The sequence below is a fragment of the Formosa sp. F44 genome, assembly GCF_056238645.1.
In genome coordinates this window covers 370,315-391,074 of the sequence record NZ_JBWDLJ010000001.1, presented here as the reverse complement: position 1 = coordinate 391,074, position 20,760 = coordinate 370,315, and the positions used below count along the sequence as shown (strand labels likewise).

Here is a 20,760-nt window from a genome sequence, read left to right as displayed (position 1 = left end):
ACAGCCTATATTTTAGTTTACCTTTATTAATAAATCCGTTTTTACATTTACAAACAATCAAACAATTTTGCTATAGATTTTCCTTAAATGGGATCTCCCAACTTTTCTTAATGTGTATAAATTTCAAGATGATATTTTATGATCGTTTAAAAGGATGTACTCAATAATGAGATGCTCTAACTACACCATAAATAATAAAGCAATTACAACATCTCTTTCTCTAATTTTTCATAATGATTCTCTTCAAATTGTGCTTATTCACGTCCTTATTAAGTATAAATATCGTATTGTATTATAACTTCAATGCAGGTAAAATCTTAACACATTATCATAGTTTTTCATGACCAAGCGGACTAAATTTGAGGTTTAAAATCCATTATATTTAATCACATGAAAACGTATACATTAGCAATTGCGGGTTGCGGAAAATTAGCTCATATAGTAGTAGAAGCCTTATTAAAAGATTTACTACCTCAATTTAAATTAATTGCCAGCCATTCAAGAACATTTGCAAAAGCTCAAGACATTTCTGATAGAATTGAAACCTCAACAATGGACTATTCCTGTAAGGCTTGCTCCACTTTTGAAGAGCTTCTAGAACTTAAACCGGATTATATCATTGAAACGGCTTCGCCTTCCGCATTTAAAGAATGGGCCTTACCTGCCTTAAAAAATGGATCGTCCATCGTAACCCTATCCATAGGTGCGCTTGCCGACGCCGATTTTTATAAAACAGTACAAGAAACGGCTTTAAAACATAATACTCGCGTGCACTTAGCTTCTGGAGCGATTGGTGGTTTCGATCTATTAAGAACAGTCTCTTTAATGGAAGAAAGCACCGTGACGTTTACCACTCAAAAAGGACCAAATTCATTAAAAGACACAGCGGTTTATAACGACAGTTTACAAACAGAATCTCGAGAAGTCTTTAAAGGAGACGCTAAAGAAGCCATCGCTCTTTTTCCAACCCGAGTTAATGTGGCTGTGGCCGCCTCGCTAGCCTCTGTTGGTCCTGAAAACATTAAAGTTTCCATGCACTCGATTCCTGATTTTGTGGGAGACGATCACCGCATTGAAATAAAAAGTAATCAGATCCATGCGGTGGTTGATGTCTATAGTAAAACGGCTCAAATTGCCGGTTGGAGCGTTGTAAACACCCTAAGAAATATTGTATCGCCTATTGCTTTTTAGCATAGGCGATTATACCTGCTAACACGTTATCGCTTATATATAAACACTTGTTCTGCAGACAGTCCACACCTATAAGCAAATAACGTTTGGGTATTTTTAAAACCACGCACCGCCTATTGTTTATATGACAGCACAGTACTTGGTCTGTATGGACAATGCGTTTTATAGTTACAGTAGCTCTAGAAGGCTGATCTTACTATAAAACTAGCGGTTACACAAAATATTGTATATCGGTATTTGCCAAGGATATGAATTCTAACAGTTTCATTCCGACAAATGTCTTAAACATAATTTATTTTTCTAGAGTTCACTTAGTCCAAAGAAATTTGTTCAAAAAACACCATTACATTTTTAATAATTTAAAATTATTAATTTTTCCATTTTCATTCTTTAAAGAAAGAATATATAAACCTGAGTCAAAATCTGATATATCTATTACGTTTTCACCACTATATAAATTCATATTATTTTTTACAATCCCCCCTTTTAAATCATAAATTACACCTGTCATAACATGATTAAGCTTAATCTTAAATTGTCCTGATTTTGACGGATTAGGATAAATTTTAACATTACTTAATGGCGTATCTGTCATAGAGAGCGTATTTCCCCTAGACCACGAAATATTATCAAAAGCGATGGCTAGACTTCTAAATTCCTCGCCTTCATCAGGTACACTCGCATTTCTTATAGCTAATACAAAATCATCTGTAACATCAATATTATCTACGGTTAAATTGTAAACTTCATCTCCTGTATGAACAGTTGATCCCACAACCTTTCCATTAATTAATAATTCTACTTTACGTTCTTCTGCTAAATCCCAAAGGTTTTTACATTCCACTGAAAATGACTGTATACCTCCTCTAATCGGACTAGAAGTAATTCCGGTAACTCCTTTTTGAAAGTAGATCTCTTTAGTATCATCGATAAATCCATTTACGCCCTTTGCATTAACATTCCAATTAAAACCATTATCTCCAATATAAGACACACTTCCCCAAGTATTTAGATCTAGATTATTTATGGTTTCCGTATAAGTATCTGCTACTAAATACCACTCATCTTTTAAACGTTCAAATTCAGATATTGAAGCATCTATCCAAGCGGGTTTAACACCTAATCTATGTTCTATCTGAGCCTCATATAAGGACTCAGGATAAACCTTAGCACCATTGCTCTCTTCATATTTTAAACTTTCTTGGTTGAAAGTAGTTTCTGTACCATGCATTCCTACAATAATTGGATTAGCAACTACAGCCGCGCAATAATTACAAAACCACCAAAAATTATAATTTAAAATAGACAATGGTCCTACCCTACTTAAATTCCATAATGTTAAACCTCCTAGGTGATTTGGAAGGTTTTCTGTCGCACCTCCGTTTCCAACAAGATCATACTCTTTATATACATCAAATAAGTTCGATCTAGGAAAGCTACCATGAAAATCTATACCTCTTCCATTTGTAGATTCTACTCGCCAAGCAACAGAACCTGTAGTATAGCCAGACATATTAACACCGTGATACTGACCTGTATTTGTGTTATCCCAAATTAAGCCTGCTAAAGATCGAGAAGCTTTGGCTAAATCCACTGTGCTATGTCCTCTAACACCGTCTAATAATATTTGAATTACTGATATGGCGTAAGAATCGACTGTAGATGTTATATAAGAAACATTTGTAAATCGTGAACGTCTAATCCAACAATGCGCCGCATTTGTAAATCTTGTAGCTCTCCATCCTGAATCACCTTGATAGTTTTTAAGATGTACATAAGGACCTTTAAAGTTTGCTTTAAAATGAATATCTTCAAAACCAGATTGCTCTATCATATTCCAGCCTTTAGCCGTCCAACCATGCGAAGACTCTATATCATCAATAAATTCATCCTTTACATAGACTTTATTTCCAGAAATATAATCTATCTCATGAAATTCCTTTGCCTCTACACCCGTGTTATTAATATTAGTCCAATTACTATTAACTTCCGATTTACCATCTAAATATAAAATATTAGCATCTGTATTCGGAGCCATATACATCCGAATATATTTAAACCCATCAAACACACTTGCATTATCTACAGTTATAAAGTTTGTCCCCTTTTCACTATCTGCAATTAGATTTGTGTGTGACGATTCTACTTCGGAAGCCATAAAATTAAACATAGGATTGCATTGAGATACACCAACCATTCCTGCCTCTTGAGCCATAACCTTTTTCATATTAATTATAGTCCCTCCAACACCGGAGCCACTTCCTCTTAACACAATGTGAGATCCTGAAATAATTATAGATTGATCGTTTCCTGAGGTTTCATTAACAATAAATTCGCCTGCTGGAAAAAAAACAACGCCACCGCCAGCATTTTCCGCCGCAGTAATCGCCGCTTTAATAGCATCTTCGTCTGAGGTGTCATCGTTTGCAATAGCTCCATAATCTGTTACGTTAAACACTGTGGCATTACTGTTAAGGATAGGCTCTTCCCCTAATTTATAACCTGCAAATCCGTAGTTTGGTAAATCTGGAATTTCTGAATTACTGATTTCACCGGTATACTTTTTCCAAATTTGAGCTTCTTGGGCGTTAATAAGGGAAACAAAAGTAATGTTCAAAAACATTAATACTGTTAGATAATAAATTTTGGTTTTAGTCATAATAATGGTTTTTATAGATTAATATAGTAGTGTTCTCGAGCACACTTTTAGATAATAAAATGCAAGTTCATTAATTCCCTGTTTCCAATATAATTTGGATACCTGATACCTTTAATCTTCTTCCTTTTTTAGTGCCTTATTCTTTCGTAACTAAATAACAGGAATTGAAACATATAGAGTACGATTAAATTGCTTTCCTTTATAGAATAATATTCCTTTCCATTATACATTTGCAGTAGCATTAGGATTTATTATTTTCTATAATGATATAAGTTTTCCAGTTAGTAATTATAAAGCAACAGACTACGCCTAAAACAATATTATTTTATTATTGTTGAAACTTAATTCCCCTCTTCTATTTTATAAAAAAACAGGGTACAAGATAATTTAAGTACCCCATCTTCGTATTAAAAATGCCATCTCACAAAGGCTTCCATAGCGGCATAATGTGCTAATCCTAATTGATGATAAGTTTCTGCAGTTTCTCGGTTTCTATCTTCTGCACGTTGCCAAAATTCTCGACTATCTGAACCTTGGAATACTACACCATCCTTTTGTGATTGGTGTTTAAAGATACCGTGACGCTTTTCTAACACTTGATCCGGACTCATAGGAACAGCCATTTCTATCTCATCGACATTCCATTCTTGCCATGCGCCTCTATACAACCACACCCAACAGTCTTTCATATACTTCTTAGGTTTTAGTTCTTTAACTGCTCTAAATATAGCATCTAAACACACTTTATGGGTACCATGAGGGTCGGCTAAATCTCCTGCAGCATAGATTTGATGCGGTTTAATCTTATCGATTAACTGCATTGTTATGTTTATATCTTCTTCACCTAATGGTTTCTTTTCTATCGCTCCCGTTTCATAAAAAGGTAGTTCCATAAAATGAATATGGGCATCAGGTAAACCAATAAATTTAGAGGCTGCGTGCGCCTCTCCTTTTCTTATTAAGCCTTTTATATAGCGCACCTCAGGAATATCTATTTCACTTCCTTTTTTATTCTTTAAAAAGGTCAGGGCCTTTTCATAAATATTTTCGGCGTCTGCATTTTCTATTCCGAATTTAGTATTATAATCGCATACAAATCCAGCAAAACGTAGTGCTTCATCATCTGAAACAGCAATGTTCCCTGAGGTTTGATATCCAATATGTACCTCGTGCCCTTGTTCTTGCAATCGTTTAAATGTCCCCCCCATACTTATCACATCATCATCCGGGTGTGGACTAAAAATAAGTACTCGTTTCTTAGCAGGTTCTGCACGTTCAGGACGTTTAGAGTCGTCTGCATTAGGCTTTCCTCCTGGCCAACCTGTAATTGTATTCTGAAGTCTGTTAAATATTTTTATATTAATATCATAAGCAGGCCCTGAATCTGCTAATAAATCACTCATACCATTTTCAATATAATCGGCATCGGTTAGCATTAAAATCGGTTTTTTTAAATGTAATGCCAAACCTAAAACTGCTTTTCTAACTAGCTTATCAGACCATTCTATTTTTTCTACCAACCATGGTGTATTTATACGTGTTAGTTTGGAGGATGATTCTTTATCTAGTACAAACGTAACATTACTGTGTTCTTGTAAAAAAGACGCAGGTACCAGATTAGTTACTTGCCCTTCTACTGATTGTTTAATGATGTTAGATTTGCCTTCTCCCCAAGCTAGTAAAATAACACGTTGCGCTTCCATAATCATCTTTACACCTAAGGTAATAGCCGTTCTTGGCGTATTGTTTAACCCTAAGAAATCACTACTTGCTGCAACCCTGGTGATATGGTCTAAAGCTACTAATCTGGTTTTTGAATTTTGCAAAGACCCTGATTCATTAAAGCCAATATGTCCATTACCACCAATCCCCAAGATTTGCAAATCAATTCCTCCCAATGCTTCAATTTTAGCCTCATAAGCATGACAATAATCTGCAATCTTATCCTTTGACAAAGTACCATCTGGTATGTGACAATTCTCAGGTAAAATATCGACATGATTAAATAATAATTCTTTCATAAACCTGACATAACTATTTACTGAATCTGGTTCCATAGGATAATATTCGTCCAGATTAAAAGATATTACATTTTTAAAGCTGAGCCCTTCTTCTTTATGTAATCTCACCAATTCTGCATATAACCCTTTAGGAGAGGACCCTGTTGCAAGTCCTAAAATACATGGTTGCTTTTGTGATTGTTTAACTTTAATTAAATCTGCTATTTCCTTAGCGACAGCTTTTGATCCTGTAATAGAATCTTCATAAACTAATGTGCCAATATTTTCGAACCGTTTTTCAAAACCTGTTGCCTTGTCAATCTTACTGTTTAGCATAAAATTATTTTTTTATTTTATTATTATTTTTTTTCCTAGAATATTATCTAATACCCAGCTCGTATGCATAGCTGTTTCTCCTGTAGATGGATGTTTAATACCTTCTATTAAATGTTTTTGTATATTTTGAACGTGATATAATTGAATATGTTCTGGATTATGTATTAACAGACTTTCTTTTCTAGAACCAATTTCTTTCGTTATTGGTGAGTCATTAAAAATTGAAAAACTAATCTTTCCCTTACTTCCATAAATCTGAACCATATCGTCTCTTTTTTCAGATCCGAAATTCCAGCTTCCTGAACCAGTTACGCCTGATTTATGAATCCAATTCCCTGTTACAGCATCCATAGCTGAATATAACCCTTGCTGATTAACCGCAATACCTTTTGCCGCTTGTATATCTCCTAATAGATACACAAACAAATCGATACCATGTGAAGCTAAATCATCAAAATACCCACCGTAAGCAATTTTTGAATCTGTACGCCAATTATAGTTTCCAGATATATCTGTACTAGTGGGAGACTTACTTAAGTGCCAATTAATATGACGAACTATTCCAATATGTCCTTCAATTAACCATTCTTTAATTTTTTCGAATCTTGGCAGAGAACGTCTGTAATACGCAACAAATAATGGAATATTTTTATTACTAAATGCATTATTTATAATAACACATTCGTGGTAATTAGGCGCCATAGGTTTTTCGATACAGCAGACTTTACCTGCTTTAGCTACTTTCAAAGCATATGAAGTATGAGAATCGGGAGGAGTCGCAATATAAATAGCATCTATTTCTGGATCATTAATTAAAGCCTCGGCATCATCATAAAACTTTGGTACATTATGTCTTTTGGCATAATCCATAGCTTTATTCTTATCTCTACGCATCACTGCTTTTAATGAGAAACCATCAACTTTTTGATAGGCAGGGCCACTCTTTAATTCGGTTACACTGCCACATCCTAAAATCCCCCAATTATATAATTTCTCCATACCTCACGTACCATCTATTTAAATTATTAAAAGAATATTACTTTTTCCAACTTTTATATTTATGCCCCCATACTGCAAAAAACAATATAAAAGCATAACACGGAATTAAAATCCAATAGCTACTCGTGGCTGCATGAGACAATGCTTTAGACTCTTCCATTCCGTTTAGAATTAATGAAACCTTATTTGTATCTACCAATTTCCCATATAAAGGAGGAATGATAGCCCCTCCCGAAATAGCCATAACGAGTAAGGCAGAACCTGTTTTGGTAAACTTACCTAATCCATCTAAGGTAAGTGGCCAAACCGCCGGCCAAACCAAAGCATTCGAAATTCCTAAAGCTGCTACAAAGAGTACAGATGTTATCCCTGTTGTTACAATAATGCAACAGCTAAAAACAATACCTAACGTAGCACTTATTATTAAAGCCTTTTGTTGTTTTAAATATTTAGGAATTAATACTATACCTAAACCATAAGTTAAAACCATAGCGAGTAAGGTAAATGTTGTAAAGAATTTGGCCTCTTCTGACGAGAATCCGAGCGAAATACCATATGAGATTATAGTATCTCCTGCAATAACCTCTGCCCCCACATAAAAGAATAAAGTAATTACTCCTAGCCATAAATGTGGAAATTGAAATACACTAGTTTTTACTGATTTTGAATCTTTTGTTTCTAATTCTTCCGGTTCTTCTAAATTAGGAAGTGGTGCTTTTCGTATTAAAAATCCTAGCACAATTAAAACTAAGGCCATGACTAAATATGGTGTAACTACACTATCTGCCATAGTATTTAATAATTGATCTTTTTCAACTAAAGAAACCGTATCTAATTTAGCTTTAACTTCATCTATACCAGATAATAATATTGCACCAAAAATTAAAGAACCTAAAGCTCCTGCTACTTTATTAGCAATACCCATAATGGCAATACGTTTAGCAGCACTATCAATTGGACCAAGAATTGTAATATAAGGATTAGAGGCAGTTTGCAAAAGCGTCATCCCTAAACCTTGTATAAAAATGCCCGTTAAGAAAACCCAATATGTCCTAGCTTCTGCTGCAGGAATAAAAATTATGGCTCCGATTGCCATAACAAATAAACCGAGAGACATTCCCTTTTTGTAGCCTACCTTATTTATGATGTAAGATGCAGGAAGAGCCATGACTACAAACGAAATATAAGAAGCAGAAGCTACAAGGTATGATTGTGCATCGGTAAGCTCATTTATGGTTTTCATAAATGGAATAAGTGCTCCATTTATCCATGTAACAAATCCAAAAATAAAAAACAAGCCCGCGATTATCGCTATTGCCACTTTATTAGATGATTTTTTCGGATTATTTTTTATTTTATTAGACATGATTTTATAAATGTTTTAAGGTGATATTTTTAGTATAGACTTAAAAAGTTAATGTCATTTGCTCATCAAAACTTTCAATGAGTTTGAATTGATTCTTTGCCCGATCTAGATTATGATTAGGATATTTAGTTTTATAATAGATATCATTATTTAAAAAATCGGTTAAAAAACGCAGTGCCATTATAAAAATCATAGTTTTAGCTCCAAGTGGTAAATACTTAAGTTCTATAGGTGTTAACGCATCATGAACAGTTTCTAGAAATCCTTTTTCATACGCTTCATAATAGGATTTATTGAAAGTCACTAAATCTAAATTTGTTTCATCTTCGGCTGCTGTATTACAAATAGTTCGTATAGCATCACCAAAATCATAATGAATTATCCCAGGCATTACAGTATCTGTATCAATTACACATAACCCCTTGTCATCTTTATCGAATAAAGCGTTCGAAATTTTTGTATCGTTATGAGTTACCCGTAGTTTTATTTCTCCTGTAAATTTTAGTTTTTGAAGAATATGCATCTCTTCTCTTAAACTTTCGACGCGTTCAATTAAAAACTCTGCTTGTTTTTTTCGTTCTTCTGAGGCTTGATTTAAGGCCTCCTCAAACTGGTAATAACGGAATGACATATCGTGAAATTTCGGAATTACATCTACCAATTGATCCGCATCAAAATCTGATGTTAAGTTCAGAAACTCTCCGAATAATTTTCCACCTTCGTAAGCGATCTTTTCACTTTCAACAACATTATGGGTAAAACTATCTGATATGAAAATTGATAAATTCCAATAATTCCCTGAAGTATCTATGTAATATGACACATCATCGGATGTAGGAATAAAGGTTAATACTCTTCTATGTAGTTCCGATTCATTAAGATTTTGGAACTTATTTTTTAAGTGATTACTTATTGCTACTTTATTAGAAATTAACCCAGGAACATCTTTAAAAACCTCGTGATTAATGCGTTGTAACACAAATGCCTTACAAGTTTTTGTTTCTATTAGATAAGAGTCATTAATATGTCCAGAGATTAATTCTTTAGACGATACATAATTTGAATCATGTTCAAATTGATTAAAAATAGATTCTATTTTAGTTTTTATCATCAGACCACAAATTTGAAGGGTAAACATTATCAGATTTTAATTTTGAAATCACCTGTTGAGCTATTTTTTTATCTTCCTTATAAGTGACACCAAACCACTTGGCATCAGATTTTAATACCTTAACTGTCGCTATTCCTGAATTTAAAATTTCATTCACTACACTTGGAATAAAAAATTCGGCCTTTGGGTTATCCTTATTTTTCTCTAAAAAAGTTTCAAATAATTGTGACCCAAACTCAAAACATTTAGGCGTAAAGCCCCAAAAATTCATAGATACTACGGTGTCTTCATCAATAGAAATCATGCTTCCATCTTCATCCTTTCGTATAATTCCAGAAGGTGTTTTTTCGATATGTAAGCGTTCGGTAACATCAGTTAAAAACCCATTGGAATCAACTTGACATTCACCCCTGGACACATATCCGTTTTCTGAAACCGTATTTTTCAATAAATAAGCCATCGTGCAAAAATTATAAGAATCCTTATCTGTAGCCATCAATGCCTTAGCCATGGTTTGAAATGCTTCCTTACCATAAAAATCATCAGCATTTATTATTGCAAAATTTTCCTTTACCGCTTCTTTAGCCATTAATAAGGCGTGCCCTGTACCCCAAGGTTTCTTACGTTCAAGATTAATATAAGCTTTGGGTACGTTTTCTAATTCCTGAAACACGTAATCCACTTCTGCTTTACCCGCTAACTTTTTATTAAATACTTCCCGAAACTCATCTTCAATATTCTTTCTAATTATAAACACAAATTTTCCAAAACCTGCTTGCAAGGCATCATATATAGAAAAATCCATAATTGTATCTCCTTCTGGAGAGAAGGTATCTAATTGTTTTAATCCACCATAACGGCTTCCAATTCCTGCTGCTAAAATTACTAATGTGGGTTTATTTGAATTCATAGTATAATTTTTAAATAAGCAAATTTCCGTTTATAGAATTTGCTTTATAACTTAATCTTTAGGCTAAGTTATGCATGAAAAATCAATAAAAAAAGAAAAAACTAATAAAATGTGCTCGAGCACACTATATTTGTGTTCGTACACATATGTATTTGTTAAAAATAAAGTAAACTTTATTATATTTGTACTGATGAATAAAAAATATACCATAAAAGATATAGCCTTGCTTGCGGGAGTATCTAAAGGTACAGTTGACCGTGTACTACATAAAAGAGGTAAAGTATCAGACGTTGCGTTAAAAAAAGTTACTGATATTTTAGAGACGATAGATTATAAACCAAACCTTATAGCTCAGAATTTAAAGAACAATAAGACGTATCACATATGCGTATTATTGCCTGATCCTAAAATAGATAACTATTGGAAACGTTCCAAGTCCGGAATTTTAAATGCAAGTCAAGACTTTGCACCATTTAATGTAATTGTAACAATTATTGAATTTAATCCCCAATTTACGGAATCATTTACTGAAAAACATGAACAGATTCTAAAGGAAAAACCAGATGCTGTTTTACTGGCACCTCTGTTTTATAAGGAAGCTCAAAAAGCAATAACAGAATATAAAAATTTAAATATACCTGTTATTACATTTAATAATCAAGTGACACCTATCACTGCCGAGGGTTTTGTGGGACAGGATTTAATTCAAAGTGGACGAGTCGCTGCTAGGTTATTTGAAACTACACTAAGAGCAGGAAACATTACTATTATACATATTAATGAAGACATATCTAATGCCCGACATATGCAAGAAAAAGAAAGTGGTTTTAGAGATTACTTTAAAGATAAAGCGACTTCAATTTATAAAATAGAAACACTGCATATAGAAGCAGATAACTTAGCTACCACCTTAACTAATTACTTAAAAAAGAATCAAGACACCAAAGGTCTATTTATTACAACTTCGAAATCTTATCTCGTTGCAGAAACATTAGCGGTCTTAAAAAAAGATGATATTATTTTAGTGGGTTACGATTTATTAGATTTGAATGTTCAGTATTTAAATTCGAATCATATAACCTATTTAATAAATCAGAACCCTAAACAACAAGCACATTTAGGCGTCACTAAACTAGCGGAATTTCTTATTTATCAAAACAAAATTTCACAAACAACATATCTCCCTTTAGATATTATAAATTCTGAAAATGTTATGCAATACATTACAAATTAATAGGACTACAATTTAAAAAAGTGGTAGTAGCGTTTAATGTATATTATAGAAAGAGGTTTTCAAAATTTAAATTTTGAAAACCTCTTTCTATATATTTTGAAATTATTTATTAAATGTAACCTCCAATGGTGCATTTATTTTCTGTGAAAACTGATTTAAATACCTTTCCCACGAAGCTTTAGTTGGGTATTGTTCTGACTCCTTCCAAGCAAAACCAGCGTAATAAACTACTTTATTATTGACCACCTTAAGTTGAGCATAGAGATTACTTCGATCTTTCATATTCGTCACATAATAATCTGAAGTAGTCATAATACCTTTAGGAGCAACCACTGCTGTCCCTAACTCAGAATCAAAGTATTCAGGTTCCCAATATGAAATCCAGCCGGCCTCTACTTGTTCTGAGATAGCACCTTTATTTTCATGTAATGTTAAACCAATAGATAATTCGTCTGTACCTTCAACATGAATTTCAAATCTTGTCAAATTATTTCCATAATCTAATGAAATGTGTTTCTCTTCACTAATGGTGTCACCATTCGCATCCCAATCGGGATAGTTTAATACAAAGCTTGTTCTTATTGGACCTGTGGTAATGGTTTTATAAGCTGTGAAATTTTTAGAAATGTAATACGATGTATCTACTTTTACCGCAGATCCTCCTACCCCACGACTAGAACCGACATGAAAATTATCTAATCCTTCGCCACGATCGATATGATAATACCCAGGATCTTTATCGTTTTTAGCATACCATTTATTAATAATTGGATAGTCTACCTTCTTTAACCAAGCATCTATGCCGCTAGATAATGTACCGCCTGGAATAGAATCTTCTATCATTTTCTGAGCAACCGGGCCGTATGTTCTAAAAGCTACTCTATTATTCTCCCACGTATAATCGTCTGTACGCTCTGGCACAAATCGTGAATAACAAAAAGCCGTAGTATCTTGAGCAAGATTGGCTTTTGCTACAAATAATTCGAATTGTTTCTCTGAATGTGGTGATAATTCTGGCTGAAACAATAAAACATCTGCAACGCCATCTAAATCCTGATCTACAAATTGAGAAACCATAACCTTTTTGCTTTCTACCTCCCGAATGGCTAAACTTTCGAAATCCTGAGTCTCATCTAATTTTAAATCTAATTTAGAAATTTCTATAGTCTCATAACTTCTTGATACGTCTAAAGTGTTTTTTACTGTGATAATATTTTGTTCAGACGATTGTTTTCCACAGCTTGAAAAAAGCGATACTACTAGAGAACAAAAGAATAATATATTGATTTTCATGTTAATATTGATTTATAATTTTTCCGACGTTTAAAAGTATAGCGCGCTAAAAATCCGTCAATTTCTGTTTATAAAATTGCTCTTTTTTTGATCTAAAAACAGACTAATAAGTAAGCTTTTCTTTCATATTTCCCAGTCACGAACACAGGGAAATCTCATAGGCATACATGAATTGATATTTCATTACATATATACCTTATCTTAATTCTGTAATTTTGGCTACATCCATATGGTTATAATCTAAATTCTCTCCAGCCATACCCCAAATAAATGTATAGTTAGAGGTTCCAGAGCCTGAATGAATAGACCAAGGTGGAGAAATCACTGCGTGATGGTTTTGCATCTTCTCTACGCTCTAAAAAACATGCAGTTTTTAAAGGCTCTATAATATCTAGAATTAGAGCTTTTAATGTTGGTACAGCAAAACCTGCGATATAACAGTCATAATGCATATAGGTTAAATTAATTTTTTCTAATTGCATCAAGTTATCTATTAAAAAATCGTCTCTTAATCCTTAAGTATCGTAGGTTTTTACTGTACTTGCTCTAGAGGCATAACGTTTCGTAATATATGTTCATAATTTCTTTATTAAAAAAAAGAGGCTCAAAATTGTACAAGCCTCTTTTACAAACTAACTAACAAACAAATATTTTTTTGCACTGCTTAATAACGGTTGCCAAACTTGAGTCTTATAACTTTAATCTTTGAAGACATGTTTAGCATAATTAACGTCCATTTTAGTGTAATTCTTTTTAAACACTTTTAAACGTTGTAAAAATTCTTCATAATCTTTTTTATCACTCTCTTTGGACCAAGCGACTTCAGATATAGCCGTCATTCTAGGTAATAACATATATTCCGCATAATTAGGTGTACTAATATATTCGGTCCATAAATTACCTTGAATTCCTAAAATATGTTCGCTTTCAGACGCTGTTAATTCACTTGGAACAGGGTTGAATAGATAAATATCCTTAACCGTATTTGGACCTCGTCCGCCGACAGTTAATGGTTCATTTATAGTATCAGCTACTTGATAATAATCTAGATAATAAGGTTCTCTAGGTGTCATAATTACCTCTTGACCTTGCTTAGCCGCCTGTATTCCTCCTGTTACACCTCGCCAAGACATAACCGTCGCATTTGGCGTTACTTTACCTTCCAAAATTTCATCCCAACCAATAATTTTTTTCCCTTTACCATTTAAAAAATCACTCATATGATTTATGAAAGAACTTTGTAACTCTTCTTCATCTTTTAAATTATTTTCTTTTATAAACTCTTGGCAATGAGGACAACGTTTCCAATTATCTTTAAGGCACTCATCTCCTCCAATATGAATATATGGGGAAGGAAATAATGCTGCAACTTCTTCTAATACATTTTCATAAAAGGTGTAAGTACTTTCTTTTCCCGCACAAAGCACATCTGCCTTAATTCCCCAAGATTCTTGAACTACTTTTTTAACACCTGAATCTAATAGTTCTTTCGTTTTCTCCGAAATGATATTATCATTCATCTGTGTTACTTCTTCTGGAAAACAACTTAAATAAGGATATGAAGCAATTGCTGCCCCATTATGTCCTGGCATATCTATTTCGGGAATAATAGTAACGTGTTTCATACTAGCATAAGAAACAATTTCCTTTATTTGATCTTGAGAATAAAAACCGCCATGTTTTTTATTATCACTTTTAGAGCCCGGAGTCCTTCCTATTTCAGTCCCATTTCTCCATGCTCCCACTTCTGTTAGTTTCGGATATTTTTTTATTTCAATTCGCCATCCTTGATCTTCTGTAAGATGCCAATGAAAAACATTCATTTTATGTAAGGCTATCAAGTCTATAAATTGTTTAACAAACTCAATATCGTAAAAATATCGCCCAGTGTCAAGCATCATACCGCGATGAGAAAACCTCGGTTCATCTACAATTCGCGTGGCAGGTATTAGATATTCTTGCATTTCTGGCTCAGTCTCACTGGTTATTAACAACTGTTTTAAAGTTTCAATTGCATAGAAAGCACCTTTTGTTGTTTTCGCTTTAATATCTATTTTATTATACAATACCTCTAGCGTATATCCTTCTTCTGCTTTAATATCATCAGATAATTGTAAACTGATAATATTTTTGAAATCATCTTTTTTAGTTGACCTCGTTACAGATAAATTTGTAATCGCTTTTAATGTGCTTTCTAAATATTCTGTTTCAGTATTTAGTAATGAATCACTATAAATGGATGTGTTTTCATCTATTTTAAAGCTTCCTTGAAGAACTTCTAAATGAGATGGTTTTGGAATTATATTATAATCGGCTAAACTATGGTCAATGCTTTTATATGTATCATAATTATTAGAACAACTCAATACAACTAGGGAGAGTATTATTAAAACAGTATTTTTCATTTTTATTAATCTTTAAATTATAATAGATACTAAATAAATGACCTTAATTATTATATGATTTAACATTATAATGTATTAAATCGATGCGTACTATTTCAGGTTCAATATGATGAAAACACTTCGATAAAGTAACAATAGTACTTATACCGAAGAGTTCTCTTTTTCATCATTTCACCCAATCACTTATTTTATATAATTACTATTTGGCTTAGTGCCTCTAGAAATTTAGTACCCTGGATTCTGAGTTAAATTAGGATTTAGCAATAAATCCTGTTCTGGTATTGGAAATAAATATTGACGTTCCGGAAATATAATTTCGTTTAGAGTGCGACAATATCCTGCATTCAATAAACCTGTAAAACTAGGTAAGCCATCCTCATCTATTTCTGGTGTCTGTCCCCAAAACCATAAATTCTTATTCACTAGGTTATCTACTAATGGGCCTGTTGGAGCAACATTTATATTGGTATCTACTGTTACAGTAAGAAGACCGTAAGTATATCCTGTTAAAGCTTTCTCTGCCAATCTCCAACGAATCAAATCCATATAACGACGTCCTTCAAAGGCTAATTCTGCTCTACGCTCATTACGAACTATGTAACGTAATTCATCTTGATTAGTAGTTGTAACTGTAGGATTTTCGAAAGGAGAATTTGCGTATGCTCTATCCCTTACGGTATTTAGTGCCGTTAAAACACTATCATCGATCTGATTTAGTTCAATTTTCGACTCAGCATACATGAGAAGCACATCTGCATATCTCATTATAATTAAATCTGGGTCTGTTCTTAAATCCTTCCAATCTTTAGTGATTCCTTTTTTAAATAGAAGTCCATTATATGCAGCATAAGCACCTATAGAACGTGTGTCCTGATTTCTTATGTCAATATTGTTTTCATAATCTCTAACCACTTTTGCAAAAGGATGCGGATTATAGTCAATATCCATAAAATTAGATCCAGAACTCGGAGAAAGGCCATCTCCATCCATTAATGATCCAAAAGGAGCAATTGTTTCTAATAAACGAGGATCTCTATTTTTAAACGGATTTTGAGGGTCAAATAACGGTGATTCATCTATAGGTAATCCATCGACACATTCGTACGACGCTAAAAGCTCCCACGTAGGATTTCTTCCTGCATATCCTCCATGATTTCTAGGTAAAAAATCTTGAACATTATCTGCTCTAATAACATTTAATTCTTCACTTCTTGGAATATGAAAAATGGTTTCTACTGAATTCTTTGTGGTAGATTCAAAAAGCTCTCCGTAATCTGGATACAATTCGTATGCATTTAAATCCATGCAATTCTTTGAAGCTTCTGCAGCGATTTCATAATCCCCCATGTACAAAGCGATACGCGCTTTCATTGCATATGCAGCACCTTTGGTCGCATAATTTAAACCGTTGTAGGACACTGGTAAATTTGCAGCGGCACTATCATAATACTCATAAATTTTTTCTTTAACTATATCTTTAGAAGTACGTGCTATTTCAAAAGACTCTTCTACCGAAACCTGTTTTTCGTAAAATGGAACATCACCAAAATGAGATATCAAATAAGAATAAAAAGAGGCTCTTAAAAAATTAGCTTCTCCCATATATTGTTGGGCTTCTTCATCCGTGAGAACGGTTTGAGTTTCCAATTCTTCAATTACGGCAATAACTCGTGTTACACCTTTATATACTGTAGTCCAACCCGTATTCTCTGAAGACATACTCCCTGATTTTATAGCATTTAGAGCGTCTCGTCTCTGCCAATCGTCATCCATGCCTTCATAGACTTCATCTTCTGGCCAAAAAACCTCTCGATAAGTTTCATTCAGAGATTCTCTAAACTGTTCAGATGTTTGATACCAGTTACCAGAACTGGCTGCGTCCTCCTGTGATAAGTCTAACTCGGTACAAGAATTAAGAAAAAAACTTCCTAATATAAAACTTAAAATGTATGTTTTGAATATATATTTTTTCATGATATTTATTTTTTAAAAGTTAGCCTTCAATCCTAATATGAATGATTTTGTTATTAAATATCCACTTTGTTGTTCTGGATCTATTCCATCTGGCAGATTATCGAACGTGAAAAGATCATTCCCTGAAAGAAAAATTCGTAAACTTGTAAAAGGCGTTTTTGGAATATCTTTATTCTGAAGAGTATAACCTATAGTTAAATTTTTAATTCTTGTATAAGCACCATCTATGAGCCAAAAATCTGAAAAACGATAATTATTACTAGAAGAATTTTCAGATAATCGTGGATATTTAGCATTTTCATTTTGTGCTACTGTATTATAGTTACTATAATAATCTTTTGCATAGATTTCGCTTACTGCTTGCCAATTGTATAAAAATGGGCGAATATAACTTTGAGAAAGATAGAAGCTTTGTTTACCAACCCCTTGTATTGTTAGTCCAAAGTCGAAATTTTTATAATTCAGATTTATTGTTCCTCCATATTGATAATGCGGTAAAGAACCTCCTAAATAATCTTTGTCTAATTCATTAATAACACCATCTGGCACACCATCTGGTCCACTAATGTCTTTATATTTAATATCACCAGGACTTACAGCAGCACTTGTGACAGCAGAATTATCGACCTCTTCTTGTGTTTGATATATTCCATCCGACACATAACCAAACCAACTTCTGTATTCTTTATCTTCTACAGAAATTACATTTCCAGATATTAAACGCTTACCATTAATATCACCTACAACAGATTTAGAGTCAAATACATTGGCGCTTACAGAATAAGATAAATCACCTATAGCATTATTATATGATAATGCTAGTTCCCATCCTTTAGTATTCATTGTACCAACATTAACTACAGGATCTGTAAAACCTGTTAGGGTAGGTATACTTAAACTTAGTAACATATCTTCTGTGTCCTTAGTAAAATAATCTGCAGTAATAGAAAGAGCATTATTAAACATTGCAAGATCAAGACCTATATCTCTAGAAATTGTAGTTTCCCAAGTTACATTCTCTACAGCTAAATATGTCTGCGCGGCAGATCGTACGGCTTCAACATTAGATCCATTAGCAATTAATGCATTACTAAATTGTAATACAGATTGGTACAAATAATTACCTAAACGATCATTTCCTAAAGAACCAAATGAACCTCTAAGTTTTAAGAAAGAAATCGTTCCTTCCAAAGGTTTCATAAACTTTTCGTTGGATAGTACCCATCCTGCTGACAGAGAAGGAAAAGTTCCCCATCTATAATCTTTACCAAATCTTGAAGACCCATCTCGTCTTACATTCGCTTGAAGGTAATATGTATCATTATAATTATAGGCCAACCTTCCAAAATAAGAAATATAAGCATTTTCAGAAATGGTAGAACCATTGTCAAACACTCCGTCTATAGGAGCTTGACTAAGGTAAGGATAGTCAGCGCTTACAAATTCATTTCCTCTTACACTTAAGGTTTCATAATTTGCATCAAATTCCTCATAACCAAGCACTCCACTTAGAGCATGGTTTCCAAATTTTCTATCGTAATTTACAAGAGCTTGAGTTGTTAGTGTATTATCAAAGGTCCTATTCTCTATTAGATTATTTTGATTGGCATAATGACCTGAGATGTATGCAGGAATTCCAGTTTGACCAGAATCATCATAATCGTAATACGGTATAGATTGATTAAAATATTTATATTTATTAAAGTTAAAATTAGGAGCCAAATTAACTGATAGTTTTAAATGATCTGTCGGTTTATAATAGGCACCAATTTTACCATAAAATAAATATGATTTACTTGTTTGAAAACCTCCATTTTGCAATACCGCATATGCATTCTCTCCAGATTTACCACCCGCAATTCGACCATCTTCCCATACCGCAGAATAATTAGGCGCATAGCTTAAAGCTGCATTCGTAGGATCTTCGATGGGATTATTGTTCGTGGTAAGTTTAATTGCTATATCGGCTGTTACTCCAAATTTATCAGAGATTTTTAAATCATTATTTAAACGCGTAGTATACCTATTCCAATTACTATAATCGTATAAAGCATTTTGCTTTTCATAGCTCATGGTTAAGCTTGATTTTAAATTATCAGAGCCTCCGCTAACAGCAACATTATGTCTGTAACCATCTGCATAATTTTTTAAAATTAAATCTTGCCAGTCTGTATCTGGATATTGATCTGGATTTTCAAGGTGATTGGTACTGTAATTAGCAATGTAATCAGAGGCCCAAGTTGGATCTTCTACACCTGTATTTCCATTATCATTCCATGATTTCTCGTTATCCATTTCAAAATATCGATTAATATCGACATTCTGGCGTGTTTCATTTGGAGTGCTTAGTATAAATTCCCCACTATACGACACTCTAAATTTCCCTTTTTTCCCTCTTTTTGTAGTAATAATAATAACACCAGAGGCCGCTCTAGAACCATACATAGCTGAAGATGCTCCATCTTTTAAAACTGAAATACTTTCAATTTGATCAGGGTTAACATCGTTAATATCTTCAACCGGAACATCGTCTACCAAAATTAATGGAGAACTATCTCCTTGTAATGTCGATATACCTCTAATATTAATAGAGTTACTAGCTCCTGGAGCACCACTACTACGTGTAACAGTAACACCAGCTACAGCCCCTTGCAAAGCATTTGATACATTTGTTGTGTTTCGGGAAGTTATTTCATCTCCCTTTACCACACTAATAGATCCAGTAATATCCTTCTTAGATTGTGTACCATAACCTATAACCACAATTTCATCGAGACTAGTAGCATCTTCGACCATGGTTATCTCTAAATTTTTCTTTCCACCGATACTAATTTCCTGCGTTAAAAATCCCATGTATGTAACTAATAGAACAGCATCATTTGAAGAAATTGTAAGGCTAAAATTACCGTCGAAATCTGTTTCTGTACCGTTTTTTGTTCCTTTTTCTAATATAGATGCTCCTGGTAATGGTATCCCCTTACTATCAAGTACTATTCCCGAAATTTCACTTGCTTGATAGGTGGTTTGTATTAAAGTATTAGCATGTATTGCTCGAACCTGAGTTTGAATAAACAATGATAATATACTTAAAGTTAAAACATGTAACTTAAATTTCATTTTCGATTTCAGATAATTAGACCGAAAATTCATACATTTTGGTTGATGATTCATAATGATTGTTTTTGTTAAACTATTAGTGTTTTTTATATGTTAACCTCCGCGACTGGCAACACATAAATAAAAATGAAAGAACATCAGATATTCTTTTTGTTATTCCATGTA

The 20,760-nt window shown here is 33.3% G+C and carries 12 protein-coding genes and 1 pseudogene; 2 read left to right on the top strand and 11 right to left on the bottom strand.

Annotation, left to right across the window (positions count from 1 at the left end):
- Positions 1-390 precede the first annotated feature (390 nt).
- Complete coding sequence (locus AC0UBM_RS01530) at positions 391-1,191, top strand: aspartate dehydrogenase domain-containing protein (protein ID WP_475687364.1); 801 nt, start codon at positions 391-393, stop codon at positions 1,189-1,191.
- Positions 1,192-1,534: 343 nt separating this feature from the next.
- Here AC0UBM_RS01530 and AC0UBM_RS01525 read toward each other — a convergent pair whose 3' ends face one another.
- The 6 genes from AC0UBM_RS01525 to AC0UBM_RS01500 form a co-directional block, all read right to left on the bottom strand.
- Positions 1,535-3,850 carry a DUF4955 domain-containing protein gene (locus tag AC0UBM_RS01525; protein ID WP_475687363.1) on the bottom strand — a complete coding sequence of 772 codons (2,316 nt, stop codon included), beginning with the start codon at positions 3,848-3,850 and terminating at the stop codon, positions 1,535-1,537.
- A 407-nt stretch (positions 3,851-4,257) separates the two neighbouring features.
- On the bottom strand, positions 4,258-6,186 hold the full coding sequence (gene nagB / locus AC0UBM_RS01520; RefSeq protein WP_475687362.1) for a glucosamine-6-phosphate deaminase: 1,929 nt from the start codon (positions 6,184-6,186) through the stop codon (positions 4,258-4,260).
- 12 nt (positions 6,187-6,198) lie between these two features.
- Positions 6,199-7,185, bottom strand: a complete 987-nt coding sequence (locus AC0UBM_RS01515; RefSeq protein ID WP_475687361.1) for a Gfo/Idh/MocA family protein — start codon at positions 7,183-7,185, stop codon at positions 6,199-6,201.
- Between the two features lie 37 nt (positions 7,186-7,222).
- Positions 7,223-8,551 (bottom strand): sugar MFS transporter, encoded by a 1,329-nt coding sequence (locus AC0UBM_RS01510; RefSeq protein ID WP_475687360.1) that lies wholly within the window; start codon positions 8,549-8,551, stop codon positions 7,223-7,225.
- Between the two features lie 40 nt (positions 8,552-8,591).
- Positions 8,592-9,662, bottom strand: a complete 1,071-nt coding sequence (locus AC0UBM_RS01505; protein ID WP_475687359.1) for a phosphotransferase enzyme family protein — start codon at positions 9,660-9,662, stop codon at positions 8,592-8,594.
- Positions 9,649-10,572 (bottom strand): nucleotidyltransferase family protein, encoded by a 924-nt coding sequence (locus AC0UBM_RS01500; protein WP_475687358.1) that lies wholly within the window; start codon positions 10,570-10,572, stop codon positions 9,649-9,651. Before AC0UBM_RS01500 ends, AC0UBM_RS01505 begins: the two co-directional genes overlap by 14 nt.
- 190 nt (positions 10,573-10,762) lie before the next feature.
- Here AC0UBM_RS01500 and AC0UBM_RS01495 point away from each other — a divergent pair, with 190 nt between their 5' ends.
- Positions 10,763-11,806 carry a LacI family DNA-binding transcriptional regulator gene (locus AC0UBM_RS01495; protein ID WP_475687357.1) on the top strand — a complete coding sequence of 348 codons (1,044 nt, stop codon included), beginning with the start codon at positions 10,763-10,765 and terminating at the stop codon, positions 11,804-11,806.
- 102 nt (positions 11,807-11,908) lie between these two features.
- Here AC0UBM_RS01495 and AC0UBM_RS01490 read toward each other — a convergent pair whose 3' ends face one another.
- From AC0UBM_RS01490 to AC0UBM_RS01470, 5 genes and pseudogenes are all read right to left on the bottom strand, one after another.
- Positions 11,909-13,099 carry a DUF4861 family protein gene (locus tag AC0UBM_RS01490; RefSeq protein WP_475687356.1) on the bottom strand — a complete coding sequence of 397 codons (1,191 nt, stop codon included), beginning with the start codon at positions 13,097-13,099 and terminating at the stop codon, positions 11,909-11,911.
- A 196-nt stretch (positions 13,100-13,295) separates the two neighbouring features.
- Positions 13,296-13,442, bottom strand: a pseudogene (locus AC0UBM_RS01485) (5-dehydro-4-deoxy-D-glucuronate isomerase); the annotation flags it as partial.
- Between the two features lie 355 nt (positions 13,443-13,797).
- Positions 13,798-15,504 carry a beta-N-acetylhexosaminidase gene (locus AC0UBM_RS01480; RefSeq protein WP_475687355.1) on the bottom strand — a complete coding sequence of 569 codons (1,707 nt, stop codon included), beginning with the start codon at positions 15,502-15,504 and terminating at the stop codon, positions 13,798-13,800.
- 225 nt (positions 15,505-15,729) lie between these two features.
- Entirely contained in the window at positions 15,730-17,478 is a 1,749-nt protein-coding gene (locus tag AC0UBM_RS01475; RefSeq protein WP_475687354.1) for a RagB/SusD family nutrient uptake outer membrane protein, read from the bottom strand.
- A 12-nt stretch (positions 17,479-17,490) separates the two neighbouring features.
- Entirely contained in the window at positions 17,491-20,649 is a 3,159-nt protein-coding gene (locus AC0UBM_RS01470) for a SusC/RagA family TonB-linked outer membrane protein (RefSeq protein WP_475687353.1), read from the bottom strand.
- Positions 20,650-20,760: the final 111 nt, after the last annotated feature.

Bases quoted from the DNA above. Each gene is read 5' to 3' on its own strand.
- AC0UBM_RS01530 (WP_475687364.1), top strand. From the start codon at position 391: ATGAAAACGTATACATTAGCAATTGCGGGTTGCGGAAAATTAGCTCAT.
- AC0UBM_RS01500 (WP_475687358.1), bottom strand. From the start codon at position 10,572: ATGAATTCAAATAAACCCACATTAGTAATTTTAGCAGCAGGAATTGGA.
- AC0UBM_RS01495 (WP_475687357.1), top strand. From the start codon at position 10,763: ATGAATAAAAAATATACCATAAAAGATATAGCCTTGCTTGCGGGAGTA.
- nagB (WP_475687362.1), bottom strand. From the start codon at position 6,186: ATGCTAAACAGTAAGATTGACAAGGCAACAGGTTTTGAAAAACGGTTC.
- AC0UBM_RS01470 (WP_475687353.1), bottom strand. From the start codon at position 20,649: ATGAATCATCAACCAAAATGTATGAATTTTCGGTCTAATTATCTGAAA.
- AC0UBM_RS01475 (WP_475687354.1), bottom strand. From the start codon at position 17,478: ATGAAAAAATATATATTCAAAACATACATTTTAAGTTTTATATTAGGA.
- AC0UBM_RS01505 (WP_475687359.1), bottom strand. From the start codon at position 9,662: ATGATAAAAACTAAAATAGAATCTATTTTTAATCAATTTGAACATGAT.
- AC0UBM_RS01525 (WP_475687363.1), bottom strand. From the start codon at position 3,850: ATGACTAAAACCAAAATTTATTATCTAACAGTATTAATGTTTTTGAAC.
- AC0UBM_RS01490 (WP_475687356.1), bottom strand. From the start codon at position 13,099: ATGAAAATCAATATATTATTCTTTTGTTCTCTAGTAGTATCGCTTTTT.
- AC0UBM_RS01480 (WP_475687355.1), bottom strand. From the start codon at position 15,504: ATGAAAAATACTGTTTTAATAATACTCTCCCTAGTTGTATTGAGTTGT.
- AC0UBM_RS01515 (WP_475687361.1), bottom strand. From the start codon at position 7,185: ATGGAGAAATTATATAATTGGGGGATTTTAGGATGTGGCAGTGTAACC.
- AC0UBM_RS01510 (WP_475687360.1), bottom strand. From the start codon at position 8,551: ATGTCTAATAAAATAAAAAATAATCCGAAAAAATCATCTAATAAAGTG.